At 43.7% G+C, this 25,383-nt stretch carries 22 protein-coding genes and 1 pseudogene; 18 read left to right on the forward strand and 5 right to left on the reverse strand.

Going from position 1 to position 25,383, the window contains the following annotated elements; translation table 11 throughout:
* Nucleotides 1–5 precede the first annotated feature (5 nt).
* The 7 genes from D0T87_RS07770 (at nucleotide 6) to rlmH (ending at nucleotide 11,924) form a co-directional block, all read left to right on the forward strand.
* Entirely contained in the window at nucleotides 6–1,703 is a 1,698-nt protein-coding gene (locus tag D0T87_RS07770) for a right-handed parallel beta-helix repeat-containing protein (RefSeq protein ID WP_163174488.1), read from the forward strand.
* A gap of 30 nt (nucleotides 1,704–1,733) precedes the next feature.
* Nucleotides 1,734–2,801 (forward strand): BACON domain-containing protein, encoded by a 1,068-nt coding sequence (locus D0T87_RS07775; protein ID WP_163174490.1) that lies wholly within the window; start codon nucleotides 1,734–1,736, stop codon nucleotides 2,799–2,801.
* 101 nt (nucleotides 2,802–2,902) lie between these two features.
* A complete protein-coding gene (locus D0T87_RS07780) occupies nucleotides 2,903–4,930 on the forward strand; it encodes an FAD-dependent oxidoreductase (protein ID WP_163174492.1) in 2,028 nt (675 codons plus the stop codon).
* A gap of 143 nt (nucleotides 4,931–5,073) precedes the next feature.
* The gene (locus D0T87_RS07785; protein ID WP_163174494.1) at nucleotides 5,074–6,069 is read left to right on the forward strand and encodes a glycoside hydrolase family 43 protein; all 996 of its coding nucleotides are present in this window, start codon (nucleotides 5,074–5,076) and stop codon (nucleotides 6,067–6,069) included.
* A 39-nt stretch (nucleotides 6,070–6,108) separates the two neighbouring features.
* On the forward strand, nucleotides 6,109–10,209 hold the full coding sequence (locus D0T87_RS25065) for a glycoside hydrolase family 3 N-terminal domain-containing protein (protein WP_203558632.1): 4,101 nt from the start codon (nucleotides 6,109–6,111) through the stop codon (nucleotides 10,207–10,209).
* Nucleotides 10,210–10,280: 71 nt separating this feature from the next.
* A complete protein-coding gene (locus D0T87_RS07795) occupies nucleotides 10,281–11,306 on the forward strand; it encodes a glycosyl hydrolase 53 family protein (RefSeq protein WP_203558633.1) in 1,026 nt (341 codons plus the stop codon).
* Between the two features lie 144 nt (nucleotides 11,307–11,450).
* Nucleotides 11,451–11,924: a 23S rRNA (pseudouridine(1915)-N(3))-methyltransferase RlmH gene (gene rlmH / locus D0T87_RS07800; RefSeq protein WP_163174496.1), complete on the forward strand. Its 474-nt coding sequence runs from the start codon at nucleotides 11,451–11,453 to the stop codon at nucleotides 11,922–11,924.
* On the opposite strand, the gene queF is transcribed toward rlmH, so the two are convergent.
* The 3 genes from queF to D0T87_RS07815 form a co-directional block, all read right to left on the reverse strand.
* Nucleotides 11,915–12,370: a preQ(1) synthase gene (gene queF, locus D0T87_RS07805; RefSeq protein WP_163174498.1), complete on the reverse strand. Its 456-nt coding sequence runs from the start codon at nucleotides 12,368–12,370 to the stop codon at nucleotides 11,915–11,917. The genes rlmH and queF overlap by 10 nt on opposite strands.
* Nucleotides 12,371–12,457: 87 nt before the next feature.
* On the reverse strand, nucleotides 12,458–13,135 hold the full coding sequence (gene queC, locus D0T87_RS07810) for a 7-cyano-7-deazaguanine synthase QueC (RefSeq protein WP_163174500.1): 678 nt from the start codon (nucleotides 13,133–13,135) through the stop codon (nucleotides 12,458–12,460).
* Between the two features lie 2 nt (nucleotides 13,136–13,137).
* The gene (locus tag D0T87_RS07815) at nucleotides 13,138–13,818 is read right to left on the reverse strand and encodes a queuosine precursor transporter (protein ID WP_163174502.1); all 681 of its coding nucleotides are present in this window, start codon (nucleotides 13,816–13,818) and stop codon (nucleotides 13,138–13,140) included.
* Between the two features lie 393 nt (nucleotides 13,819–14,211).
* Here D0T87_RS07815 and D0T87_RS07820 point away from each other — a divergent pair, with 393 nt between their 5' ends.
* From D0T87_RS07820 to D0T87_RS07830, 3 genes are all read left to right on the forward strand, one after another.
* Nucleotides 14,212–14,388 (forward strand): hypothetical protein, encoded by a 177-nt coding sequence (locus tag D0T87_RS07820; protein WP_163174504.1) that lies wholly within the window; start codon nucleotides 14,212–14,214, stop codon nucleotides 14,386–14,388.
* 41 nt (nucleotides 14,389–14,429) lie between these two features.
* Nucleotides 14,430–14,840, forward strand: a complete 411-nt coding sequence (locus D0T87_RS07825; protein WP_163174506.1) for a DUF5053 domain-containing protein — start codon at nucleotides 14,430–14,432, stop codon at nucleotides 14,838–14,840.
* 536 nt (nucleotides 14,841–15,376) lie between these two features.
* Nucleotides 15,377–15,817 (forward strand): cold-shock protein, encoded by a 441-nt coding sequence (locus tag D0T87_RS07830; RefSeq protein WP_163174508.1) that lies wholly within the window; start codon nucleotides 15,377–15,379, stop codon nucleotides 15,815–15,817.
* A 293-nt stretch (nucleotides 15,818–16,110) separates the two neighbouring features.
* Here the strand turns inward: D0T87_RS07830 and D0T87_RS07835 are convergent, their stop codons facing one another.
* Nucleotides 16,111–17,568 (reverse strand): OmpP1/FadL family transporter, encoded by a 1,458-nt coding sequence (locus D0T87_RS07835; protein WP_163174510.1) that lies wholly within the window; start codon nucleotides 17,566–17,568, stop codon nucleotides 16,111–16,113.
* A gap of 217 nt (nucleotides 17,569–17,785) precedes the next feature.
* On the opposite strand from D0T87_RS07835, the gene D0T87_RS07840 reads away from it, so the two are divergent.
* The 5 genes and pseudogenes from D0T87_RS07840 to D0T87_RS07860 all read left to right on the forward strand — a co-directional run bounded on the left by D0T87_RS07840 (nucleotide 17,786) and on the right by D0T87_RS07860 (nucleotide 21,827).
* Nucleotides 17,786–18,784 carry a 2-hydroxyacid dehydrogenase gene (locus D0T87_RS07840; RefSeq protein ID WP_163174512.1) on the forward strand — a complete coding sequence of 333 codons (999 nt, stop codon included), beginning with the start codon at nucleotides 17,786–17,788 and terminating at the stop codon, nucleotides 18,782–18,784.
* A complete protein-coding gene (locus D0T87_RS07845; RefSeq protein ID WP_163174514.1) occupies nucleotides 18,781–19,491 on the forward strand; it encodes a pirin family protein in 711 nt (236 codons plus the stop codon). The genes D0T87_RS07840 and D0T87_RS07845 overlap by 4 nt, the downstream gene beginning before the upstream one ends.
* Nucleotides 19,492–19,525: 34 nt before the next feature.
* Entirely contained in the window at nucleotides 19,526–20,170 is a 645-nt protein-coding gene (pdxH, locus tag D0T87_RS07850; RefSeq protein WP_163174516.1) for a pyridoxamine 5'-phosphate oxidase, read from the forward strand.
* Between the two features lie 44 nt (nucleotides 20,171–20,214).
* Nucleotides 20,215–20,505: pseudogene (locus tag D0T87_RS07855) on the forward strand (MBL fold metallo-hydrolase); the annotation flags it as partial.
* A gap of 20 nt (nucleotides 20,506–20,525) precedes the next feature.
* The gene (locus tag D0T87_RS07860) at nucleotides 20,526–21,827 is read left to right on the forward strand and encodes a DUF4468 domain-containing protein (RefSeq protein WP_163174518.1); all 1,302 of its coding nucleotides are present in this window, start codon (nucleotides 20,526–20,528) and stop codon (nucleotides 21,825–21,827) included.
* A 192-nt stretch (nucleotides 21,828–22,019) separates the two neighbouring features.
* On the opposite strand, the gene D0T87_RS07865 is transcribed toward D0T87_RS07860, so the two are convergent.
* Nucleotides 22,020–22,211: a hypothetical protein gene (locus D0T87_RS07865; RefSeq protein WP_163174520.1), complete on the reverse strand. Its 192-nt coding sequence runs from the start codon at nucleotides 22,209–22,211 to the stop codon at nucleotides 22,020–22,022.
* A gap of 99 nt (nucleotides 22,212–22,310) precedes the next feature.
* Between D0T87_RS07865 and D0T87_RS07870 the strand changes: the two genes are divergently transcribed.
* The 3 genes from D0T87_RS07870 (at nucleotide 22,311) to D0T87_RS07880 (ending at nucleotide 25,314) form a co-directional block, all read left to right on the forward strand.
* On the forward strand, nucleotides 22,311–23,042 hold the full coding sequence (locus D0T87_RS07870; protein WP_163174522.1) for a bifunctional 2-polyprenyl-6-hydroxyphenol methylase/3-demethylubiquinol 3-O-methyltransferase UbiG: 732 nt from the start codon (nucleotides 22,311–22,313) through the stop codon (nucleotides 23,040–23,042).
* Between the two features lie 78 nt (nucleotides 23,043–23,120).
* Nucleotides 23,121–24,173: a family 10 glycosylhydrolase gene (locus D0T87_RS07875; RefSeq protein WP_239063549.1), complete on the forward strand. Its 1,053-nt coding sequence runs from the start codon at nucleotides 23,121–23,123 to the stop codon at nucleotides 24,171–24,173.
* Nucleotides 24,174–24,225: 52 nt separating this feature from the next.
* Nucleotides 24,226–25,314, forward strand: coding sequence for a peptidoglycan bridge formation glycyltransferase FemA/FemB family protein (locus D0T87_RS07880; protein WP_163174527.1), 1,089 nt, complete (start codon nucleotides 24,226–24,228; stop codon nucleotides 25,312–25,314).
* Nucleotides 25,315–25,383: the final 69 nt, after the last annotated feature.

Here is a 25,383-nt window from a genome sequence, read left to right on the forward strand (position 1 = left end):
TCTCAATGAAAAATATATATTATCCCTTATTATTGCTTTTGGGGAGTGTGTTTGTTTTGGGTTGCAGCGACGATTCGGAGGGTATAGATAACCCTGGCAACCCGAACTTACCCGATATCACCTATTCAGAAGTATCAGTTGTTCCCACAATCCCAATAGTGGATGAAAGTGACTATACCATTTATTATGTAGATGGTCTGGCAGGAGATGATGCCAATGACGGACTAAGCGAAAGTACTCCTTTTAAATCTTTAAGTAAGGTTACATACATGGCGAAGACCCCGAAAATGAAGGTCTTACTGAAAAGCGGTTCCGAAATTAACGGCAACCTTGTTTTAAAAGAATTGAAAAGTACACCCGACAAACCATTCATTTTTGATATATATGGTGGGGCAGAACGCCCTACCATAAACGGGAGTGGCGATCAGGTGATACTGATTCAGGACGAAAACGTGCGGGTTCGTAATCTGCGGATTACCAATAAAACAGGAACACGGGGAATACGCATACAAGCGTTGACTGCCGGAGCAAAGAAGAATATCGAAATAACAGGTTGCTGCATTGAAGATGTGAACTGGGCCGGTAGTACACCTTTCATTGGTGTGAACCCGGCAAACCTCGATGTAAGAACTATTTGCTCTGATGCCCGTTTCGATAAGACCTTCGGCGGTATCGTTGTTGAATCGTTTACTGAAAAAAGCGTAGGTGCAAGTTGGTATGAGAACCTTTACATCACCAACAACCGCATACACCAGGTGTCGCGCACAGCCATTATGATAGCCAACCGCTGGGGACAACGTGACAAGCCCGGAAATGGTAACAATGAGTACATTGACGATGAGCACAATTGGTATCCTAACCTCAATGTGGTAATACAAGGTAACGACATGAGCTACATTGGTGGCGACGGCGTAATTTTGGGAGGTTCCACCCTTTCGTGGATCGATCACAACACCTGTTTCTATGCCAATTTCCTCGGACGCACCGGCCATGCCAGCGGTGGTTTGTGGCCTTACTCCTGCACTGAAGTTGTAATGCAGTACAACGAGGCAGCCTATACGCAACTAGCCAACGGTAGCGCTGACGGTGAAGGATTCGACATTGATGTGGCTTGCGAAAATACCATTATGCAGTACAATTACGCACATCATAATGTGGGTGGCGGTTTATTGTTGTGTAACACCAAGAATGATAACCACAAAGGAAGTATTATCCGCAACAATATCTTTGCACACAACACCACTACCTGGAAAGGAAACATGATGACCATTTCCAGTTGTGTAGGCAAAACGGAAATCTACAATAACCTTGTTGTTATCAGCAATAAGTATCCAACGGTTATTTATAGCGACGATTCCTTCAGCGCAGGGCGTGCAAAGGACATCACATTCCGCAATAACATCTTCGTTTCGGAAGATTATACCACAGCCAAGTTTGTTACAAAGAACATTGATGATGTCCTTTTCGAGCACAACATCTATTCTCACGTAAGCAATTTTTCGGTAGCTCATACAGATGTTGTCAGCCTCGATCCGTTGATTACAACTCCTGCCGATATGAATGGATTTGAGAACGCATTGAAGTTTGCTCCTTCCGAACCGAAAGTATTTAAAAGCGGTATCCTTTTCGATGGCATGCCGGAAGAAGATATAGCAGGCAATGACGCTAAAGGGATTAACTACGTGGGGCCTTTTGCGAAATAATGATTTACACTTAACATCAATTGAAATGATATGAAAACTATATTCAATATATCCATATTCATAGCTATTCTCAGCTTATTCTCGTCTTGTAATGACGATGATTCGTCCGACGCATTTATTGTCATGGGCGAAAGAACAGTTACGATCAACAAGGATGGCGGAAATATATCCATTCCTGTAAGTACTACCGTTGCCTATAGTGTAACTCCTGTCGACCCATGGTGTACCATTTCGGGTAAAAATGCGATAGGCTTTGATATTGTGGTAGAATTTAACGAATCGGTGCAACAACGTTCAACCGATGTTGTTATTGCTGCTCCCGGTTTCGACCCCGTCACCATTGTGGTTACGCAAGATAAAGGTGTACCTTTCTTTACTATTGAAGATGCCCAGAAAAAGAAATCCTTTATTAAGGAAGGCGAAACACATACAGTTACATTCAAAACAAATGCTGATTACACTGCCACTTCCTCCGAAGAGTGGTTATCGGTTGGCAATATCACCTCTACAAGCTTTAAACTTACTGCAGAAGATAATACCTCTCCCGGCGCGAGAACTGCAAAGGTTACAGTGAAATCCGAGGGAATACCCGATGTTATTATTGAAATTACACAAGAAGGCCCTCCTCCTACATGGAAATTAGAAAACGGTTGGTTTACCGATGGCTGGGGTAACTGGGAAGTAACAGGTTATGAAGATATGTTTATTTTGACATCAGACGCATATATGCCCGATAAAGTACTGGGAGTGCCTACCCCTACCGGAGCGAAATACATAACCAGAGCCAATTTGGGACAAACGCCTACGGAGGGAAGAGTATTGCAGACTATAACCGAGATTCCGGATGGCAACTATATCCTATACTGTCGTTTTGCAGGAAGCAGTCTGAATGCAAGTGACGAACTATCGTTGATTGCCGTCGTAAACGGAACGGAAACAAAGCAACGCATTACGGCTACTTCGTCGTGGCAGCAACATTCTATGCCAATAACCGTATCGGGTGGGACATGCAAAGTAGGAATTTATGCTAATTGGGTAGGCGGAGGAAGCTCCGGTATGACAATGAAAGCAATTGATTTTCAGCTTATAGCCAATTGAAATAACGAATCAGGTATTAGTTATTAAATTCAGGAAGAAGGCTGGCCTGCAAGGTCGTTCGTTGTGGCCAGCCTTTATTTATAAACTCATAAACAATAACAATGAAAAACTTTAGAAAAAAAATCATTAGCATACTTTCTGTCATTGCAATTATTGCTTCTTCATGCTCCGGAACTAAAGCAGAGGAAGTAGATGTGTGTATATATGGAGGAACATCAGCAGGAGTCATAGCGGCGTACACAGCGGCGAAATCGGGAAAAACCGTATTACTGATAGAACCCGGCCAAAACCTGGGAGGAATGAGTTCGGGTGGACTAGGTTTTACCGATATAGGGAATAAGTATGTCGTACAAGGGCTGGCACTCGATTTCTACCGTCGCTTGGGCAATCACTACGGTAAACTGGAACAATGGATATTCGAACCCAGTGTAGCCGAAGCCAAATTTAAGGAATACATTCAAGAAGCCAATATAAAAGTATGGTATGAAAACCGGGTGGTAAGTGCTCAGAAAACAGGAGCTGTTATCGAGGAGATAGAACTGGAGAACGCTAAGAATCCAGACCGGAAAACAAACAGGAAAGTCCGTGCCAAAGTCTTTATCGATTGTTCGTATGAAGGCGATTTGATGGCCCGTTCCGGCGTATCTTATTTTGTGGGAAGAGAAGCAAACAGCGTATACGGAGAAACATACAACGGAGTACAACTCATGGACCGTCATCAGGTTCCCAACGGTATAGATCCTTATATTGTAGAAGGGGATTCTACAAGCGGCCTCATCTATGGTATCAATCCCGAACCTGTATTACCCAATGGTACGGGCGACAAAAAAGTACAGGCTTACTGCTTCCGCACCTGTCTGACTAATAATCCGGAGAACATGATTCCCATAACAAAACCGGATAATTACGATCCTTCAAAATATGAACTATTGAAGCGTATCAAAGCAAAATACCCGTGGAAACACCATACAGATGCTTTTATCTGGACAATAATGCCTAATGGCAAAACTGATATTAACAACATGGGGGGCTTTTCAATGGATATGATCGGCGAGAACTGGGATTACCCCGAAGCAAGCTACGAAGAACGTGCACGTATCATCAAAAAGCACGAGGATTACACCAAAGGTTTATTCTATTTCGTAGGAAACGACCCCAGTGTTCCCGAAGACATTCGTCAACAAATGCAGCAATGGGGCTATCCTAAAGATGAATATACGAACACCAACCACTGGTCGCACCAACTCTACGTGCGCGAGTGCCGCCGCATGATTGGTGAAATTGTAATGACACAGCACCACTGCCAAGGCCGCGAAGCTATTACCGATGGCGTAGGATGGGCAGCCTATACGATGGATTCTCACAACTGCGATCGTCATGTGGTAAATGGTATGACTAAAAATGAAGGAAATGTTGAAATCGGCGGTTTTGGTCCTTATCCTGTATCGTACCGCTCCATCATTCCTCAAAAGAAAGAAGCTACCAATCTGCTGGTTCCGGTTTGTTTGTCGGCATCGCACATTTCCTACGGTTCCATACGTATGGAACCTGTGTTTATGGTGCTTGCACAATCGTCGGCCATTGCAGCCTGTATGGCGATTGACAAGCACGAAAATGTGGTTCAGGATGTAGATGCTGCCGAGATAATGGATGAGTTTTGGAGCAATCCGTTGGCCGATGGTAGCCAGCCTGAGATACTTATTGATAACAACGACACCCGCCGGGTAGTTGTAACAGGCGAATGGAAAACAGAAATGTGGAAGGCGTATGGCCTCAACTTCTTCACGGACGACTCGAAGGGAAGTGTCGCGAAGTCACTTAAGTATACTCCGCAAGTAGCCAAAGACAACGAGTACACCCTGTACATGTACTTCCCGAAAGTAGATGAAGCAACCAGTAAAACCACCATCAAAGTGTTCGACGGTAGCCAACTACACGATGTAGTGGTGAAACGCGAAGACATTGTTGTGGAAGGACAAACATCGGGCGAATGGGTGAACATTGGCAAATACCGCCTCCCCGCCGGAGATAATAGCTATGTGGAACTAAGCAACCAGGGGGCCGATGGAGTTGTGGTGGCCGATGCAGTTCTTTTTATTCCGGACAGAACAGGAGGCAACGGGCGATAAAAGTTTAATAGAACAAAAGAGAAAGTATCTCTACCTTTTTCACACCCGGGTGTAAACGCCCCTGACACCCGGGTGTAAAGACCACTCACACCCGGGTGTAAAAAGGGTTGAGATAGTTACTTACAATTTAAGACTTATATATCATGAAGAACCTCTCCTATACTTTTATTATCCTTATACTTGCATTTCTGTATGCGGCATGTAGTAGCAACAATCATCAGTCAGTATTCCACCCCAAAGGACTTTGGTTGGACAATAACGGCGTTCATATCAATGCTCACGGAGGCGGAATGCTTTACAACAATGGGATTTATTACTGGTTTGGCGAACACAAAATAGAAGGTGAAGCCGGGAATATAGCGCACGTGGGAGTTCATTGTTATTCCTCGGAAAATCTGCAAGAGTGGACAGACGAAGGTATCGCCCTCAGCGTAGCTCCCGAAGGATCGGGCAGTGACATCGAAAAAGGCTGTATCCTCGAACGCCCCAAAGTAGTATATAACGCCGCGACAAAGAAATACGTCATGTGGTTTCACCTTGAACTGAAAGGTGAAGAGTACAGCGCGGCCCGTTCAGGCGTAGCCATAAGCGATAAGATTACAGGGCCCTACAACTTCATCAGAAGCCTTCGCCCCAATGGAGAAATGGCACGCGACATGACGGTCTTTATTGACGATGACGCCACAGCGTATCATATTTTCTCTTCGGAAGACAATAAAACCACGCACATAGCCGAGCTTTCCGACGATTATCTTTCGCACACCGGGAAGTACGTCCGTGTATTCCCGGAGCGATACATGGAAGCTCCCGCCGTATTTAAACGGAATGGCAATTACTACTTTATCGGTTCCGGTTGTACAGGCTGGGCACCTAATGCTGCGCGGTCGGCTATCGCACAATCAATATGGGGTCCGTGGACCGAACTGGGAAACCCCTGCCGTGGCGAAAATGCCGAACTGACATTCGGCGCGCAAAGTACTTATGTACAGAAAGTTCATGGCAAGGAAGACCTTTATATATTTATGGCCGACGAGTGGAGACCTGAAAACGCGATAGACGGCCGGTACGTTTGGCTTCCCATCAGCTTTGAAGAAGAGAAACCTGTCATCAACTGGCAGACCGAATGGAAGATGGATTAAAGAACATCTCAACTGATAAACATCAAAACGAACTATTGTATGAATAATAAAATATACTTTGCATTGGCTATGCTAATGTGTATGACCGGCTTCCCTACCCTGAAGGCTGAGGTCAGACTGCCCGGATTCTTTAGTAACAACATGGTGCTCCAACGCGACGCACAAGTTAAGATATGGGGCTGGGCCGATAAAGGCGAAAACATTGAAATAGCCTTCAACGGCAAAAAAGTCCGCGCGCGCGCCGGAAAAAATGGTGCGTGGGAAGCCTTTCTGCCACCCATGCCCTTCGGAGGCCCTTATACGCTTACTGTGAAAGGGAAGCAGAACAGCCTAACGCTCGAGAATATTCTGATAGGTGATATCTGGCTTTGCAGCGGACAATCGAATATGGAATGGACCGTAAAACAATCGGCGAACGCAGCCGAAGAGATAGTCAACGCCAACTATCCCAACATTCGTTCGTTAAGGATTCCCAAAGGTATAAAGGCAACTCCCCAGAATGATTTCAATGCTGAATGGCAGGTTTGCTCACCTGCCACTGCCGGCGATTTTTCGGGAGTAGCCTATTTCTATGCCCGCGAGTTGTACCGCGAACTTAATATACCCATCGGAATAATGAACGCATCGTGGGGAGGAACCGATATCGAAACATGGATGAGTACAGAAACCTTTGATGCCCTACCCCATGAAGTGAAAAAGAAATACGATCCTGATGTGGTGAACAATCTGGGTACCTGGATGGCAATGAACACCGGAAACAGGCAAGCCTTTTTGGACGACATGAAGAATGACCCGGCTATAAAAGCATCCTGGTTCTCCCCCGGATTTGACTCCAGCGAATGGAAACAGATAGATGTTCCTTCCGAATGGTCGGGCACTCCTCTGGCATTGGTTGATGGACACGTGTGGTTCAAGTACAATATTATTCTGCCTGCCGAAGCCACCAACAAGGAAGCAATTATCTCCTTGGGCACCATAGACGACAACGAAATCACATGGATAAACGGTACCGAAGTAGGACGTTCCGAAGGTTGGGATACGCCCCGGTTATACAAAATCCCAGCAGGAATACTCAAGGAAGGCACCAACAACATAACCGTACGAATAACAGACAATGGCGGTAGTGGTGGTATGTGGAGTCCTGCCGAAAACTTATATATTGAATTACAGGGCGACACTAAACAAAGACTCTCCCTAGCCGGTAAATGGTTATATAAAGGATCGGTAACAAATACCGAATACAAGGTGCTCGACGTTACACCCAATATGCTGCATTCATCGCTTTACAACACCATGATCAATCCCATTACTCCATTCAGAATAAAAGGGGTAGTATGGTATCAAGGCGAGAACAACGTAAGCAAGGCGTACAACTACCGCACTCTTTTCCCGGAAATGATTAAAAACTGGCGTAACAAGTGGGGATATGAGCTACCCTTCTACTGGGTACAATTGGCCAACCTCTATCCGGAAGATACAACTCCGAAAGAAAGTAACTGGGCCGAACTCCGCGAAGCACAGACAATGACATTAAGTCTCCCTCACACAGGGCAGGCTGTTATTTACGATATTGGCAATCCCTATGATATCCACCCAACCAACAAACAGGATGTAGGATACCGTCTGGCACTCATCGCCCGGAATAAAGACTACGGCCAAAGCAATGTTGTTTATTGCGGTCCTACCTTTAAATCGGCCGAAATATCGGGTGATGAAATCATTATTACCATGGATACCTATGGTTCGAAACTAACTGTACGCAATAAGTTTGGTTACCTGGAAGGGTTTGCCATTGCCGGTGAAGATAAGAAATTTGTATGGGCAAAGGCCCGGATTGAGAACGGAAAGATTATCGTATCAAGCAGTCAGGTTAAGAACCCGGTGGCAGTGCGTTACGCATGGGCAAACAATCCGGGGGCCAACCTCTTTAATGAAGAAGGATTGCCTGCCATCCCCTTCCGTACCGACAGTTGGAAAGGAATGACTGAGCCTGTCCATACTCCGGATAAGAACCCTGCAAAGAAGTCTTTCGAGGAAAAAGCCGACTCAATCATTGCACTAATGACACTCGATGAAAAGGTAGGTCAGTTGAATCAGATAACAGGTTTCAAAGCTGCGACCGGCCCCGTGACCGATCCAGGTGATAAGCGTCAACTCATTAAAGATGGAAGAATAGGTTCTATGCTCAACGTCAGGGGGCATGCCGAAACCCGCTCTATGCAGGAACTGGCTATGCAGTCACGCCTGGGTATTCCTATGCTCTTTGGCCTGGATGTGATACATGGTTATCGTACAGTGTTCCCTGTACCCCTTGCAATGGCTGCCAGCTTCGACCCGGAAGCAGTGAAGCTGTCGGCGCGCGTTGCTGCCCGTGAGTCGGTAGTTTCCGGCATTCACTGGACATTCTCTCCTATGCTCGATGTGTCTCGCGATCCTCGCTGGGGCCGGGTAATGGAAGGTCCCGGCGAAGATACATATTGGGCTACAGAGATGGGCAAAGCCATGATCGAAGGTTATCAGCAACCTTTCGACGACGGACTGGAACTGATGGCCTGTGCCAAACATTTTGCCGCTTACGGTGCTGCCATTGGCGGACGTGATTATAACACAGTAGATATTTCCCTGCAAACACTGCACAATGTGTATCTTCCTCCCTTCAAAGCCGCGGCCGAAAGTGGGGTGGCCAGTTTTATGTGTTCCTTCAACGAGATAAACGGTGTGCCCTCGTCTGCCAACAAATATCTATACGATTTACTCTACAATGAGTGGAAATACAAAGGTCTTGTAGTGTCCGATTGGGCTTCTATTTGGGAAATGGTGGTGCATGGTTACAGTAAAGATCGGGAAATGGCGGCCATGCAAGCAATCAACGCCGGTGTAACCATTGACATGGAGAGCAATGCTTACTCGCGTCACCTGAAGAATCTTGTTCAAGAAGGCAAGGTATCCGAAACCACACTTAACCATGCGGTAAGAAAAGTGCTTGTACAGAAATACAGACTCGGTCTGTTTGATGATCCGTACCGTTATTGCAATGAAGAAAAAGAAGCAACCGGGATATTGACTGCCGAAAACAGGGCTGCCGCCCGCAATGTGGCACGAAAGTCGATTGTGCTTCTTAAGAATGAAGATATCCTTCCGGCAAAACTACCGGAGAGAATAGCAGTTATTGGTCCTCTGGCCAATGCCAAACGTGATATGGATGGCAACTGGACAGTATCTGCGCCAACGGATATAGCCGTAACGCTACTCGAAGCTTTAAAGGAAAGATATCCGAAAAGCGATATAACATTCAGCAAAGGCTGTTCCATCGACGGTAAAGACAAATCCGGATTCGCCGAAGCAATAGCCATCGCCGGTAATGCCGATCTGGTTATTCTTGCATTAGGCGAAGCATGGGGAATGACGGGGGAAGCACGCTCCAAAGGTGATATACATCTGCCGGGAGTTCAGGAAGAACTGGCCTGTGAAATTTATAAAGCGAACAGAAACAGTATCACTTTACTCATGGCCGGTCGCCCGATGATATTCAACGAGATATCCGAAAAGGCTCCCGCCATTCTTTATACATGGATGCTTGGTAGTGAAGCCGGAAATGCCATTGTTGATGTTATAACGGGCATACATAACCCTTCGGCCCGTGTTCCGATGTCTTTTCCTAAACATCTGGGACAAATTCCGGTTTACTATAATCAAAATAACTCAGGACGCCCAGCTACAGACGGTGCAAATCATTATCACAATCGGTATATTGATATCGACCATAAACCGCGATACCCGTTTTCATATGGACTTTCCTATACTACATTCGAATATAAGGATATAGAAACCACTGTGGGGGAAGACTGTATTTCCATACAATTCGTTCTCACCAATACAGGTAAAGCTGATGGAAATGAACTCGTGCAGGTCTATACCCGTAAGTTATGGGGAGAGTCTACCCGCCCGGTAAAAGAACTGAAAGCGTTCGAGAACGTATTCCTCAAAAAAGGAGAAAGCCGACGGATGGAGTTAACAATTCCATTTGAACGACTGAAATATTATGGTCAGAATGGTTGGGAAGACGGAAGAGGAGATTATCAGGTATTTCTGGGAAAGAATGCGGAAGAATTGTTCTTTGAATCAAAGCTCACTTTTTGAGTAAATTAGGATGTAATAAAAGGGTTAATATCATACCGACTTAAAAGAATTGAAGTACCAAAGTAAATATTATGAAACTAAAGAATATAATAGTACTCTTTGTCCTCCTCATTTTTACCCACGTAGCCTGTAACAACAGAGGTCGTTCAATATCCCCCAAACCACCTGTGTGTAATATGAGTGGCTTCGCTAAAGGAGCCGACATCAGCTGGGTGACCGAAATGGAAAAGGCGGGCAAGAAGTTCTACAACTATTCCGGTCGCGAGATGGAATGTATGGAGTTAATGCGCGAACTGGGAATGAACTCTATCCGTTTGCGTGTGTGGGTCAGCCCGGTCAATGGCTGGTGCGATAAAAATGATCTTTTGGTAAAAGCATCCCGTGCACACGACCTGGGCATGCGTCTTATGATTGATTTCCATTACAGCGAAACCTGGGCCGACCCAGGACAACAGAAAAAGCCTACCGCCTGGGAATCTCTTTCCTTCGAGGAACTGAAGAAAGCAGTGGCCGGTCATACCAGTGATGTGCTTAACGCATTGAAATCTATCAATATCACTCCGGAATGGATTCAGATAGGCAATGAAACCTCCAACGGTATGTTATGGGAAGATGGCAAAGATGCCGCGAAGTATGCCGCCCTCAATAATGCTGGATATGACGCAGCAAAGAGCGTGTTCCCCAATGCCAAAATGATAATTCATATACATAGCGGACAAGATAATCCATTGTTCCGTTGGGCATTCGACAGGCTGAAAGAAAACAATGCTAAGTGGGACATTATTGGTATGTCCCTATATCCATCTGCCTCCAATTGGAAAGAACAGAATAAACTATGCATAGCCAATGTAAATGATATGATCAGTCGCTATGGAAAAGACGTTATGATATGCGAGGTAGGAATGCCGTGGGACGACCCTGAAGCCGGTAAAGCTTTCCTTACCGACCTGATTGCAAGAGCCAAAGCCGTAGCCAATGACAAATGCCTGGGCGTATTCTACTGGGAGCCACAATCGTATGGAAACTGGAACGGATATACACTCGGAGCATTCGACAACAGTGGCAAACCGACTGTAGCAATGGAAGCGTTTAAATAACACTGTATTTTGTGCATCAAAGGCTATATAACGATCTGGGAAAATATATCACCACGAATGATTTATATAAATCAAACTTTATATCTTTGCAAGCGGTTACTTAAAATAAGATAGTCTCATACTGAAACCCAACTGTTCATTGATATGAAAACAACCCTGCTCGTCATTGGGCGAACTGTAGAGAAACACTATATAACGGCTATTGACGATTACATTCAACGGACCAAACATTCGCTTTCTTTTGATATGGAGGTTATTCCCGAATTAAAGAATACCAAAAGCCTGACGATGGATCAGCAGAAGGAAAAAGAAGGAGAATTGATCTGCAAAGCATTCCAACCCGGAGATGTTATTGTCCTGTTGGATGAACACGGAAAAGAATTCCGTTCTATTGAATTTGCTAACTGGATGGAAAAGAAAATGAGTACCGTAAACAAACGCCTGGTATTTGTTATTGGCGGACCGTATGGTTTCTCGCAAAAGGTGTATCAAGCTGCCCACGAAAAGATATCACTATCTAAAATGACTTTCTCGCACCAAATGATACGACTTATTTTCGTGGAACAACTATACCGTGCAATGACGATATTACAAGGCGGACCGTATCATCATGAGTGAGTTGAGAGTCTTTGTTCCGCCAAAGCCTCATACTTTGTTCCCGGACGGCCATAGTTGGCATAAGGGTAAATAGAGATACCGCCGCGGGGAGTAAAGATTCCTGTTACTTCAATGTATTTAGGGTTCATCAGTTTAATCAGGTCTTTCATGATTATATTTACGCAATCTTCGTGAAAAGCTCCGTGGTTGCGAAAGCTAAAGAGATACAATTTCAGGCTCTTGCTTTCTACCATTTTTATATCAGGCAGGTAACTGATACGAATCTCGGCAAAGTCCGGCTGTCCGGTTATTGGGCATAGGCTGGTAAATTCCGGACAGTTAAACTGTACCCAATAATCATTCTCGGGATGTTTATTATCAAAAGCTTCCAGTACTTCGGGGGCATAATCTTGCTTATATTCGGTTTTCGCTCCTAAAAGGGATAGTTGTTCTTTTAAATCTGACATATATATTTACGATTAGACGATTTACTATTTACGATTGAAGGATGTTTATTTATGATTTTATGATTAGACGATTAATTCTGAGTAGTTTCAATCATCTAATCGTAAATTGTCTAATCGTAAATAAACATATGTTTCCAGTCCTTGTTTTCTCAATTTACAGGCAGGGCAATCGCCACAGCCATCACCGATGATGCCATTATAACAGGTCAGTGTATCGTTTCTAACCAGGTCGAAGACACCTAATTCATCAGCCAATGCCCATGTTTGTGCTTTATCCAGCCACATCAATGGGGTATGAAGTACAAACTGTTCGTCCATTGCCAGGTTCAGGGTTACATTCAGCGACTTGATGAATGAATCGCGGCAGTCCGGATATCCACTATAATCGGTCTGAGAAACGCCGGTCACCAAATGATATACCTCTTTTTCACGGGCAAAAACCGCAGCAATACTCAGGAAGAACAGATTACGCCCCGGAACGAAGGTATTGGGAACTGAACCGGCAGGCTGTTCTTTATCCATTTCAAGGGTAAGGTCTGTTAAAGAGTTACGTCCCAGCTGACCGATAAAAGACACATCCATCACATGAAACTCCACCCCAGCCTCTTCGGCTATTTTCTTTGCTTGCTGTACCTCATGGGCGTGCTTTTGCCCATACAGAAAGCTAAGGGCATATACCTTGCGAAACTGCTTCTTTGCCCAGAACAAACAGGTAGTGGAGTCTTGTCCACCACTGAACAAGACCACAGCAGACTCCATATTCATAATTACAGGTCTTTTACTTTTAGAATGTTATAGGAAATATCATTGTCGTACACATCGGCCCCTTCGACTTTCTTGATTGCTTTCACCACACAGATGGTTACGGGCAGAATAAGTACCTCATAAAGTGATTTCAGAACGATTTGAATTCCCATCATAATTAACAGTTCGCGCACGGGAATAACTCCTCCGAATGCTAACGGAAAGAATATCAGAGAATCGGCAGTTTCTCCAACTACAGTCGACCAAATGGCACGGGCCGAGAAGTTCTTCCCCTGACTTGCTATTTTCATCTTGCTCATTACATAGGCATTCAGGAAGGAGCCAACCAGGAAAGCACTCAGGCTGGCAGCAACAATGCGGGGAGCCATACCGAATACGAAGTTAAAGCCTTCTTCGCCTTCCCAAAAGGGGGCGGCAGGCAGAGCGACGGCAATCTGCGCAATGGCAACGACGAAGAAGTTCATGGCAAAACCGCTCCAAATGATCAGGCGTGCTTTCTTAAATCCCCAAACTTCGGCAATGCAGTCATTAATAATATAGGAAATAGGGAAAACGAGAAGTCCGGCAGTCACAGTTATACCAAATATCTGGATGACTTTCGTTTCGAGAAGATTAGCCGTAATTAGGCATACATTAAACAAAATCCCCAACAACATGAAGGGAACAGACACTTTTTCTTTCATACATCTTGTTTTTTACGTGGTGTTCAAGCACACGGTGGCATATAGCCATCTGATTATCAATAAGAAAACATATATTTACCATGTAACGGGTAACAAACTGGTAACATAAAAACGATAAAACGTTTTTTATAGATGCATTTCTTTCCGGCAAAGATACATAGTTTACCTCACACGACCAACAACTAGATTATTTTTTCTTCGATTCCAAATACTCTCTAAACCTCTTTAATCTAAGTATAACCGTTTTATATTGCTTCAAACTTTTCTTCAGGATCATCATTTCTATATCGAGAGCCAATAAAATAATCTCTTAAACACTTGCACATATCCAAAAGGATATGTATATTTGTAGTGTCAATAAGAAATAAATGCCTAACCCTTTAAAACCACAAGATGGAAGATATTAAAACGATTGAGTTTGAAATTGAAAGACTGAAAGCGAGAATGCTACAGTTCGACAGGACAGTCAAAGTATTAGAGATACCAAAGGAGGAAGCAGAACAAAGGCGAAACGAAATGTTAGACCGAATGTCAGAACTCCTTAAGCAACGGGATAAATTAAAAGAATAACCATTACCCCTCGAAAGAGGGACTTTCCAATATATTTGATTATGAAAACAATTAATGAAGAAATAAAGGAATTGTTTACCTTATCAGGTAATGAGTTTGAAAACAGGCTGCAATATCTTAAGGAGACGTATACAGGCAGTGAAGATAAAAAGAAGCTCTCAGACACTATATTATCAGAGATGGACAATACCATTGAAGATATGAAGCAGCTCGGTGCACAGATGGACGAAATGATATCGTTAAAGGAGCAATTAAAAGAGGTATCAGAAATTGTTTCTTTATCCTATATTGCTAAACATTACTTTGGTAAAACCCGTTCTTGGCTTTATCAGAGACTTTACGGCTATTCGGTAAGAGGAAAGGTTTATAACTTAAATGAAAAGGAGAAGGAGACGTTAAACGCCGCCTTACAAGATATATCAAAACGTATAGGCTCAGTGTCTGTGATTTAGTTAGACATTCCTTATTGACACAAACCCTGTATTGAGCCATACAGGTATCAGCCCTGCCATTAGTTTGGTGGGGCTTTTTGTTGTGTAAAAATCATGCCAACCCAGGCACCCATTTTTTTTGAAGCCCCCTATCATCAACCGAAACCCACCCGTTCCATATCATGCACAAAGCAAAAAAAACTTTTTGGGAGGGTATTAGAAGTCAACACCACATCTACCTTGTTTCTTCTCAAGCACACGGTGATTATTCACTTTTCGGGGTGCAAAGATAGAGAATATTCCAAAGGAAGTCACATATTAACTTTGTTTTTATGCAAAAACAGGCGATAATTCATTATTTTGGCTATCTTTGTGTCAGAAAACATAATGAGTTCATTCTGCTCTTTATCTTCTTTGTATCTTTCCAAGCTCTTCTACTTGGTTTTTCCATTGTTAAGATTGAACTGTATAAGCTTCTTTTGTTTACAAATTGACTATTCGAATGTGCTCGGGTAGGAAATCCACTGTTAATAATCTATTAATTCAAAAAAATATAAATGGCAAAACCTGTATCATTTAACAAAAGAGAGAACGAAAAAAAGAAGGCCGCCAAACGGCAGGAAAAGCAAAAGCGTAAAGAAGAACGTAAAATGAGTGGAACATCCTCTATGGATGACATGATTGCGTATGTGGACGAAAATGGTAACATCACCTCTACTCCTCCGGAAGAGCGTCCTAAGGAAAATATCAAACTGGAAGATATTGCTGTATCAACTCCTAAGAAAGAGGCCGAAGAACCGGCTATATTAAAAGGAAGGGTTGAGTTTTTTAATTCGGATAAAGGCTTTGGATTTATTAAAGACCTTTCGAGTACAGAGAAATACTTCTTCCACATCTCTAGTGCTCCACAGAATATTGCAGAGGGACATGTTGTTTCCTTTGAAACGGAACGTGGTGCAAAAGGTATGAATGCTGTTAATATTCAGCCCGCCTCATAGAAAAAAAACTCAAAAGATTAACGCATCTAACACACCTCTCCTACAATGGCCTATTCATGGGGGAAAGAAGTGTGTCAATTGCTTTTAGATACTGTCACGCTCCTACAAATCTAACACGTTTGACGAGAAATAAAAATGGCATAAGTCTCAATACACCCGGGTCTTCCAGTTAGGAACACCCGGGTGTATTGCATAGAAAGACCCGGGTCTTCTTCATCGAAACACCCGGGTCTTTTACGTTGTATTAAACTAGCTTTGTAGTAATCTGAAAGCAGGATTTATCTTTTCTTCAATTAGAATTTGTAATCAATGCCAATACCAAACACTTTGTTCGTACGATTAAATACATCTTTTCCCGGAATGCCCACTTCTGTAGCAGGGTTAACTATTCCATTATAAGCAGTCCATTCTTTATTATACTCCTCATAATCTGTCCAGAAATAAGCTATATTTACCTTCAACTTAGGAGTCACATTAAAGCCTGCTCCAAAACCATAAGAATAGGAACTGATAGAGAAACTCATATCACTCTGATAGCCATCTTCTACTCCATATTTGGTACGTTGAAGGCCCGCACTCACTTGCCATGCTTTAGTGATATCCCATTCCAGTCCGGCTTGGTATTCATTTGTTCCCGGATTAATATAATCTTGCTTATTATTAGCCATCTTTGCATGAGTATCAAAGAAATGATGGTATCCTATAGATGCTCTTAACACAGGAAGGATTTCGTATGAAACACCAACAGAAAGCAGGCTTGGAATATCATGAGGGGTATTTACACCATCCTTAAACATTCCGGTGTCATCAATCTTAGTCTTATTTTCTACATTCAAGCGGGTATTGAATTCGTATTTCGCACCAATATTCCATTTTCCCATCTTGAAATCCATACCGATAATAGGAGTTACCCCCCAACCGGTTTGGTCACAATCCAGTTCCTTATCTTTTGTTTGGTCGGCTACCGCTTTCGTTGCTGTGGCTGTTGCCATATACTTTTCGTAATTCTCCATATCTCCGGCGGCCAGAAACTGCTCGGCAGCGGCAGCAGCAGCGGCTGACATTGTATTAAAGGTGCTATTCAGATTCACCATTTCTCCTCCGCCAACATTAGCCTGAATATTACGAATATATCCTACATATCCATTGCTAACATAATTCATACGAACTCCGGCATAAGCAGAAAGGTAATCATTTATTTTGTACGCAGCCCCTAATTGGAGACCATAAATCAATTGTTTCCCTTCCATATAGCTATCTACCGAGTATTTATTAGTCCCCGGGAACCCATTCTGAGAAAGCATTGCAGGAATCATAGAAACCTGAGATTCAAAAGAACCCAGACCTTCGTTAAAGGTAGCCTTACCACCTCCTCCACTTACTGCAAAATGTCCTCCGAAAGCCCACTTATCATATTTATATACAGCAAATAAACTTGGAATAATGGGAACGGATGCTTCACCTTTATACTTTTTAGTTTCATTTCCCCCAAATCCTGCAAGAGGGGCAAACGTAGAATGTATTGTTCTCGTCTGAAATGCACTTTGATTATTGAACGACACATGAAGTCCTTTGTCCATAAAAGCAATCCCTGCCGGATTAGAATATAACGCATCTATTTGCGTTGAAGCGCCACGCGCCGGATTTCTCAGAAACAAAATATGTTGATTTGTATTCGTCAGGAGACCTCCCGCAAAAGTTGGAATTGAAACCATCAGCATCAACATGCTGGTTATCCAAAATTTCTTCATTCTTATCTTTATTTAGATTAATTTGGGCGCAAAGATAGTATTTAATTGCACAAACCACGCAATGATGTGCAACATTTTTATATATCACAACATAAAACCAGCAAAAGAAAACGGTTTCAATAGAAACCATCTATCACGCCATAGCTAGTTTTAGCTACTCCATTCAAACAAAATGTATTCTTAAATGTTCTATATTTACATATATAATAAAGGTAATATGGCATTTACAATTGCATTTTTCGGTACTCAACCGTACGATGAAACATCTTTCAATGAAAGAAACAAACCGTTTGGATTTGAATTCAAATTCTTCAAAGGACACCTGAACAAGAACAACGTAATTCTGACCCAGGGAGTGGATGCAGTATGCATCTTTGTTAATGATACGGCCGACGCTGAGGTAATCCGCATTATGGCCGGGAACAAAGTGAAACTACTCGCATTACGCTGTGCCGGTTTCAACAATGTCGATTTAGCTGCCGCGGCTAAGTATAACATTCCCGTAGTTCGTGTTCCGGCTTATTCACCTTATGCAGTGGCCGAGCACACCGTGGCATTGATGCTTTCATTGAACCGAAAAATACCCCGTGCCGTATGGCGCACCCGCGATGGGAATTTCTCATTAAACGGCTTGCTGGGTTTCGATATGCATGGCAAAACAGCCGGAATCATCGGTACCGGTAAGATAGCGAAGATACTCATTCAGATTCTGCGTGGATTCGGCATGAATATACTCGCTTACGATATTTATCCGGACCATAACTTTGCCCGCCAACACCAGGTGGTATACACCACATTGGACGAGTTATACAAGGCTTCGGATATCATATCCCTGCATTGCCCGCTTACCGAGGACACTAAGTATCTTATCAATGATTACAGCATCAGCAAAATGAAAGATGGAGTGATGCTTATCAATACCGGTCGTGGACAGTTAATTCACACCACTGCATTGATCGAAGGACTCAAAAGCAAAAAAATCGGCTACGCCGGATTGGATGTATATGAAGAAGAGAGCGAATACTTTTACGAAGATAAGTCGGACCGCATCATCGACGATGATATACTAGCCCGCCTCCTGTCTTTTAACAATGTGATCGTAACCTCACACCAGGCATTCTTCACCAAAGAAGCCTTGGAGAACATTGCAGATACAACCCTGAATAATATAAAAGATTTTATTAATAACAAACCCTTAACAAACGAAGTAAAATGAAAAAGATTTATCACAAAGCCAGCACAAGAGGGCATTCTTTGTACGATTGGTTGGATAGCCACCATACATTTAGTTTTGACCAGTATTATGATCCGCAGCGGGTACATTTCGGTGCACTTCGCGTATTAAATGACGACCGCGTTGCTCCCGGCGAAGGATTTGGCACGCATCCACATAAGAATATGGAAATAATTTCCATACCTTTGAAGGGCGCTTTGCAGCATGGCGATAGTCATAACAACAGTAAAGTAGTACGTCCGGGCGATATACAGACCATGAGTGCCGGTACGGGAATATATCATAGTGAAATGAATTTCAGTAATACGGAACCCGTTGAGTTCTTGCAAATCTGGGTACTTCCACGTAAGAACAACACCGCTCCCGCTTATAAGGACTATGATATCCGCCCGTTGCTTAAAAAGAATGAACTAACGCCGATCGTTGCACCCGATGATAGTGCTCCGGCCACGTTATTGCAAGACACTTGGTTCTCTATCGGTGAGGTAGAAAAAGGAAAGAGCATCGAATATAAGATGCACCAACCCGGCAACGGGGTGTACATCTTCCTGATCGAAGGAAAAATAGAAGTAAATGGCGACATCCTTTTACGTCGCGACGGCATGGGAGTCTATGACGCGGACAGCCTCACGTTGGAAACAGTAGAAGACTCACACATTCTACTGATTGAGGTGCCTATGGTCGTATAGACCGGAAGCTGAAATTAAGAACATAACATAGAGAATGGAAATAGATTTATCGCGCATCCGAAAGGATTATAATAAAAACGGGTTGAAGGAGAGTAATACTCCCGACGACCCGTTACAACTCTTTCAACAGTGGCTATACGAGGCTATTGAAGGTAAAGTCAACGAGCCGACCGCCGTACTTGCCGGCACCGTATCGCCCGAGGGTAAGCCAGCCACACGTACGGTCTTATTGAAAGATTTGCATGATGGTCATTTCATTTTCTATACCAATTACCATAGCAGAAAAGGGAAGCATTTGGAAGAGAATCCGAATGTTTCTCTTTCTTTCGTTTGGCATGAATTGGAAAGGCAGGTACATATTGAAGGTACAGCCGTAAAAGTATCCCCGGAGGAATCGGATGCTTACTTCAAAACGCGTCCTTATAAAAGCCGCGTCGGTGCACGTATTTCTCCACAGAGTCAGCCGATAGCCAGCCGGATGCAACTGATTCGCGCCTTTATCAAAGAAGCAGCCCATTGGGTAGGCAAAGAAGTAGAACGTCCCGAACACTGGGGTGGCTATGCCGTAACCCCCACCCGGATAGAGTTCTGGCAAGGACGCCCAAACCGCCTGCACGACCGCATTCTTTACACACTGCAACCAGATGGCAACTGGTCCAAAACCCGAATCGCCCCCTAAGCGGCAAGGTGGCGGCAAGGTGCGGCAAGGTGCCGCAGCCAGGTTTCCATGCGGGCGACCTCAATAACTGGCATTGGAGTGAAGAATCGACCGAACAGGAGATTCGAAAAGCAGAAGGCGACTTCCTGGCAGAAGTTAAAAATATAAAACAAGTAGTCCCCCAAATGCACTTTGTGATGTTTCCAGTCGATTCCAGGCTAGGAAAAGATTATATGAAAGGTCCAAAACTGTTCACAGAACAAATAAAAACAAGTATATTTGTACCTATGCACTTCAGTGAGCATTATGATGGGGGGATCACCATCAGCGATCGCAAAGAGACATTCGACATTTAATAAATTAATTATAAAGCATCATGAAAAAACTAACGCTCATTTTTGTCATCCTTCTGGCTTGCATACCAAGCATATTGATGGCACAGGACGATAGCAAATATCTCGTTGGGGCTGTTCCCGAAGTAGATGGCAAAGTCGTTTTTAAAAGAGAATTTGATTTAAGCGGAGCCGGGCAAGACGCAATTTACGAACGTATGCTCACCTGGGTCACCAACCGTATGGCTCAAAACGAAAATGTGAGCCGTGTAGTATATTCGGACAAAGACAAAGGCTCAATTGCTGCCATGGGACAGGAATACCTCGTGTTCAAATCCAGCGCCCTATCACTAGACCGTTCTGTTATTAACTATCAGATCACCATTACCTGCCAACCGGGAAAATGTTTAGTGGAAATGGAAAAGATTCGCTATACCTACCAGGAAAAAGAGAAATATGATGCAGAAGAATGGATTACCGATGAAGTTGCATTGAACAAAGCAAAAACCAAATTGGTTCGTGGCTTGGCTAAGTTCCGCACCAAAACAGTCGATTTTGCCGAAGATATGTTTGACAGCGCACAAGCCGCATTGGGCATCGCCAAAGTAGAATCTGTAGTTCAGGTTCCTGTGGTATCTGCTGTAGCTCCCCCACTTGCCGGAACACAAGCTGCCGCGCAAGCTGCTGCTCCTGTAGTTGTTGCTCCTGCTGTTACCACTGCTCCCGTTGTGACGTCTACTCCTGTAGTGACATCTACTCCTGTAGTTGCTGCTACTCCCGTAGTAACTGCTGCACCAGTAGTAACCAACACAACTGTATCAACAATCGTATCTGCCCCACTGACAGGCTACAAACAAATCGCTCCTGATAAAATACCAGGCAATATCATCAAGATGTTAAGCGAAGATTGGATGCTGATCACAGCCGGTAACAAAGATAAATTCAACATGATGACCGCCAGCTGGGGTGGACTCGGAGTTTTATACGGTAAACCAACATTTACTTGTTATATCAACCCCACCCGCTACACTTACCAGCTGATGGAAAAGAACGATACATATACCTTAACTTTCTATACGGAAGCATATCGCGATGCACTTCAATATTGCGGAACCAATAGCGGAAAGAACACAGATAAGGTTAAAGGCTCGGGATTATCTCCAATCACTACTCCCGACGGTAGCCAAGCCTTCTCGGAAGCATGGCTGATCATTGAATGCCGTAAACTGGTATCTCAATCCATCACTCCCGAAGCTATCTCCAACGAAAAAGTAAAAGATGAATGGGCCGGTAAACAACTACACAAAATGTACATCGGCGAAATCATCAACGTTTGGGTTAAATAGCGGCAAGGTGCCGCTGCCAGTGGCGGCAAGCCGCGCTGCGCATTAGGAAAAGGGAGCTCAAAAAAGTCAATGATTTGCTGTAGGGGCGGTTCGCGAACCGCCCGAAAATGGTGTTCTGTACTTCCTGGACATTGGGCGGTTCACGAACCACCCCTACAAGATTGGCTTTTTGGTCATCCCCAATCTCAGCATTCATTTATGCCTATTTGCTCTTTTACGGCGGATTTCGGCTTTCATTTTTGAAGAAGCCGATCCGTGTTGTCCTTTAATATATGTGGCTTTCTTTGCCTTCGTTTTCACCTTTTCTTCTTTTTTCGGTCCATCGTTTGCCTTTCCTTTGAAGACAATTCCGGTCGTCATTGCTTTTTCAATCTCACTGCTCATTTCATTCACATTTTAAAGAATTCGGTACAAAGATACGGCTTTTCCCATAAAGCACTCGCTTTTTTATTTATCTTTGTCTTCCTGTAACTGAAATACACAATGGATAATAACCTTCTTACCCCCGATAAAGACCCTATGGGCGCTGCCATCTTTGATTACCACCAAAACCGCAAAGCCGGTCGGCTACGTGTTTTTTCTTCACAATTCGACGAAGATGAAATTCCGGTTAAACAGCTATTCCGCACATTAAAGCAAATGCCTATATTGGAACAAACGGCTCTTAAACTTGCCCAAGGGAAGATTCTGGATGTCGGAGCGGGAAGCGGTTGCCATGCACTGGCCCTTCAGGAAATGAAAAAAGAAGTATGCGCTATTGATATCTCTCCCCTCTCTGTCGAAGTCATGAAAGAGCAAGGAGTAAAAGACGTACGCCTTCTTAACCTATTCGATGAACATTTCCGTGAAACATTCGATACCATCCTGATGCTGATGAACGGTTCCGGCATTATCGGCCGTATAGAAAACATACCTGCTTTCTTCCTCAGAATGAAACAACTCCTTTCTCCCGGTGGATGCATCCTGATGGACTCCAGTGACCTCCGCTACCTTTTCGAGGAAGAAGACGGTAGCTTTTTGATTGATATTGCCGGCGATTATTATGGTCAGGTAGACTTCCGGATGCAGTACAAAGACATCAAAGGAGATTCATTCGACTGGTTATATATCGACCCCCAAACGCTCGAACTGTATGCCTCTGAGAACGGATTCAAAGTAGAAATCGTAAAACGAGGAAAGCATTACGATTACCTGGCTAAACTTACTCTAACTTAAATATTCATTTTATCTGACTTACACATGAGAACCCCCATTTTTTATGTTGCGCTTGTTTTCGCGCTAGGCTGCATATTCATGCCGACCCAAGCAAAAAACAAAAAGAAAATTCAGTCACAAGAACAACGTATCCAACTTGGCATTTGGGAAGACGTACACCAGGGCGCTGATGTCGATTCCATTATCCGTTGGATGAAACCTCTTGACGAAGCAGGAATCAGGAACTATTACATGTGCGGAAACCCGGAAGAGGTTGCGCGCTACATTCAAGCTGCAAAGAACTATCCCGGAGCGAAGATACACGCCTGGATGTTCACCGTCAATGCCACCAAATACCCGGATACATTTGAACATCCCGAGTGGTTCGAAGTAAACCGCCTCGGATACAACAGTCTCGAATATAATGCGTATGTTCCACACTACAAATGGCTTAGCCCTTCCGTACCCGAAGCCCGCCAGTATATGAAAAACAAGGCTGCATCATTCGTTGCTTTGGAAGGTCTGGAATCTGTACACCTCGACTACATCCGTTATTGTGATGTGATCCTAGGCCGAAACCTTCAACAGAATAAGTACAAGTTCTTGCAAGATACATATCGCGCAGAATATGACTACGGCTACCACCCACTTGCCTTGGAAAAATTTAAGAAGCGGTTCGGTTATTCACCTCTTGAACTGCAAGCCCCTTGGATGAGTTCCGAATGGTTGCAATTCCGTTTAAACGAAATCACTACTCTGGTTAACGAAATTGTAGAAGAAACCCACACGAAAGGAAAAAAGGTATCCGCCGCCGTATTCCCCTACCCAACTAATGCGCGTATGACGGTCTACCAGGACTGGTCTTCCTGGAACATTGATATCGTTTGCCCCATGAACTACCAATCTTTTTATTCGGAAAGTATTGAATGGATCGGGTTCTGTGTGGAAAATGGCATACGTGAAACCAGAGGAAGAAACACATATGTATCCGGTTTATTTGTACCCGACATTTCTAAAGAAGAACTTTACCAAGCGGCTAAAATCTCTATCGAAGCCGGAGCCAATGGGATCAATTTCTTCAACGCACGCGGACTAATGAGAGGTGATAAACTTGAAGTTGTCAAGCGAATAAACGAGGAGTATAACAAATAGCTTGACTATTGACTTAATATTGCCTACCTTTGCCGTTTTTTGAGCATTCATCATGGACATTAAAGTAGAGCAAAAGAGTCATAGAGACATATACACAACCCCAATAGTACAGCAAACGGCATTTTGGTCGGAAGTAAAGAAGAACCAAGGGCTGACAACACGGGCGCTGGAATTTAAAGTTAAGAATCGGGATATTTATACAGGAGTGGGCGGCCATTCGTGTACCAATGCAGATTTATTGCTGCTTGAACGCCCACTCAACCGGGACACTTGTATTGCATATGTGCCATACGGACCGGAAATTGAACCATCGGAAGAGAACCAAGGCAAATTTCTTGAAGAGCTTTCGGAAATGATACGTTCGTATATTCCCCGTAGTTGTATAGCTATCCGCTATGACCTGAACTGGCACTCACACTGGGCAAACGAAGAAGCACCCGAAAAACAGTTCCAAGAGTTTAATCTGAACTATGATACGATAAACTGGAGTTTGCGTAAAAGTAACTCGGGAGTACTACCAACTACCACCATCTTCCTTGATTTGTCCTTATCGCCCGAAAGTATTTTGAAACAAATGAAGCCCAAGACACGATATAACATCGGACTGGCAGAACGCAAAGGGGTAACAGTAAAAAGAGCTGGGATGGACGAAATCGATGTATGGTATAAGTTATACAAAGAGACTGCAATCCGTAACGGTCTTTACATAAACAGCATTGACTACTTTACCTCTGTGATCTCCGCACGGGCAGATGATACAGCCTCCCCTGCTCATGTGGAACTTCTGATTGCCGAAGTTGCCAATATGCCTCTTGCTGCCATGTTCCTTATTGTAGCCGATCACCGGGGAACTTATCTGTATGGCGCCTCATCTTCTGATATGCGTAATTACATGCCTACATATGCCATGCAATGGGAAGCCATAAAACTATCTAAGCAAATGGGATGCACAGAATATGATATGTTTGGCATTTCACCAAGTGCTCAATCTTCCCACCCCATGTTTGGGTTATACCAGTTCAAAACTGGATTCGGCGGTGAAATCTTTCATCATCTGGGCTGTTGGGATTACGTATTCGATAATGATAAATACCGCCAGCTACAACAAAGCGAAATGAGGATTCAAGGGTATTATGTCTAGTATACTGTAGGGGCGGTTCGCGAACCGCCCGAAAAAGGTTTTCCAGGTATTTTGCATTAGTTATATTTT

Source organism: Bacteroides sp. 51 (assembly GCF_010500965.1).
Classification (GTDB): domain Bacteria; phylum Bacteroidota; class Bacteroidia; order Bacteroidales; family Bacteroidaceae; genus Bacteroides.

Excerpts from the sequence above, each read along its gene's own strand:
- D0T87_RS07770 (WP_163174488.1), top strand. The coding sequence starts at position 6 with ATGAAAAATATATATTATCCCTTATTATTGCTTTTGGGGAGTGTGTTT.
- D0T87_RS07775 (WP_163174490.1), top strand. The coding sequence starts at position 1,734 with ATGAAAACTATATTCAATATATCCATATTCATAGCTATTCTCAGCTTA.
- D0T87_RS07780 (WP_163174492.1), top strand. The coding sequence starts at position 2,903 with ATGAAAAACTTTAGAAAAAAAATCATTAGCATACTTTCTGTCATTGCA.
- D0T87_RS07785 (WP_163174494.1), top strand. The coding sequence starts at position 5,074 with ATGAAGAACCTCTCCTATACTTTTATTATCCTTATACTTGCATTTCTG.
- D0T87_RS25065 (WP_203558632.1), top strand. The coding sequence starts at position 6,109 with ATGAATAATAAAATATACTTTGCATTGGCTATGCTAATGTGTATGACC.
- D0T87_RS07795 (WP_203558633.1), top strand. The coding sequence starts at position 10,281 with ATGAAACTAAAGAATATAATAGTACTCTTTGTCCTCCTCATTTTTACC.
- rlmH (WP_163174496.1), top strand. The coding sequence starts at position 11,451 with ATGAAAACAACCCTGCTCGTCATTGGGCGAACTGTAGAGAAACACTAT.
- queF (WP_163174498.1), bottom strand. The coding sequence starts at position 12,370 with ATGTCAGATTTAAAAGAACAACTATCCCTTTTAGGAGCGAAAACCGAA.
- queC (WP_163174500.1), bottom strand. The coding sequence starts at position 13,135 with ATGAATATGGAGTCTGCTGTGGTCTTGTTCAGTGGTGGACAAGACTCC.
- D0T87_RS07815 (WP_163174502.1), bottom strand. The coding sequence starts at position 13,818 with ATGAAAGAAAAAGTGTCTGTTCCCTTCATGTTGTTGGGGATTTTGTTT.
- D0T87_RS07820 (WP_163174504.1), top strand. The coding sequence starts at position 14,212 with ATGGAAGATATTAAAACGATTGAGTTTGAAATTGAAAGACTGAAAGCG.
- D0T87_RS07825 (WP_163174506.1), top strand. The coding sequence starts at position 14,430 with ATGAAAACAATTAATGAAGAAATAAAGGAATTGTTTACCTTATCAGGT.
- D0T87_RS07830 (WP_163174508.1), top strand. The coding sequence starts at position 15,377 with ATGGCAAAACCTGTATCATTTAACAAAAGAGAGAACGAAAAAAAGAAG.
- D0T87_RS07835 (WP_163174510.1), bottom strand. The coding sequence starts at position 17,568 with ATGAAGAAATTTTGGATAACCAGCATGTTGATGCTGATGGTTTCAATT.
- D0T87_RS07840 (WP_163174512.1), top strand. The coding sequence starts at position 17,786 with ATGGCATTTACAATTGCATTTTTCGGTACTCAACCGTACGATGAAACA.
- D0T87_RS07845 (WP_163174514.1), top strand. The coding sequence starts at position 18,781 with ATGAAAAAGATTTATCACAAAGCCAGCACAAGAGGGCATTCTTTGTAC.
- pdxH (WP_163174516.1), top strand. The coding sequence starts at position 19,526 with ATGGAAATAGATTTATCGCGCATCCGAAAGGATTATAATAAAAACGGG.
- D0T87_RS07860 (WP_163174518.1), top strand. The coding sequence starts at position 20,526 with ATGAAAAAACTAACGCTCATTTTTGTCATCCTTCTGGCTTGCATACCA.
- D0T87_RS07865 (WP_163174520.1), bottom strand. The coding sequence starts at position 22,211 with ATGAGCAGTGAGATTGAAAAAGCAATGACGACCGGAATTGTCTTCAAA.
- D0T87_RS07870 (WP_163174522.1), top strand. The coding sequence starts at position 22,311 with ATGGATAATAACCTTCTTACCCCCGATAAAGACCCTATGGGCGCTGCC.
- D0T87_RS07875 (WP_239063549.1), top strand. The coding sequence starts at position 23,121 with ATGCCGACCCAAGCAAAAAACAAAAAGAAAATTCAGTCACAAGAACAA.
- D0T87_RS07880 (WP_163174527.1), top strand. The coding sequence starts at position 24,226 with ATGGACATTAAAGTAGAGCAAAAGAGTCATAGAGACATATACACAACC.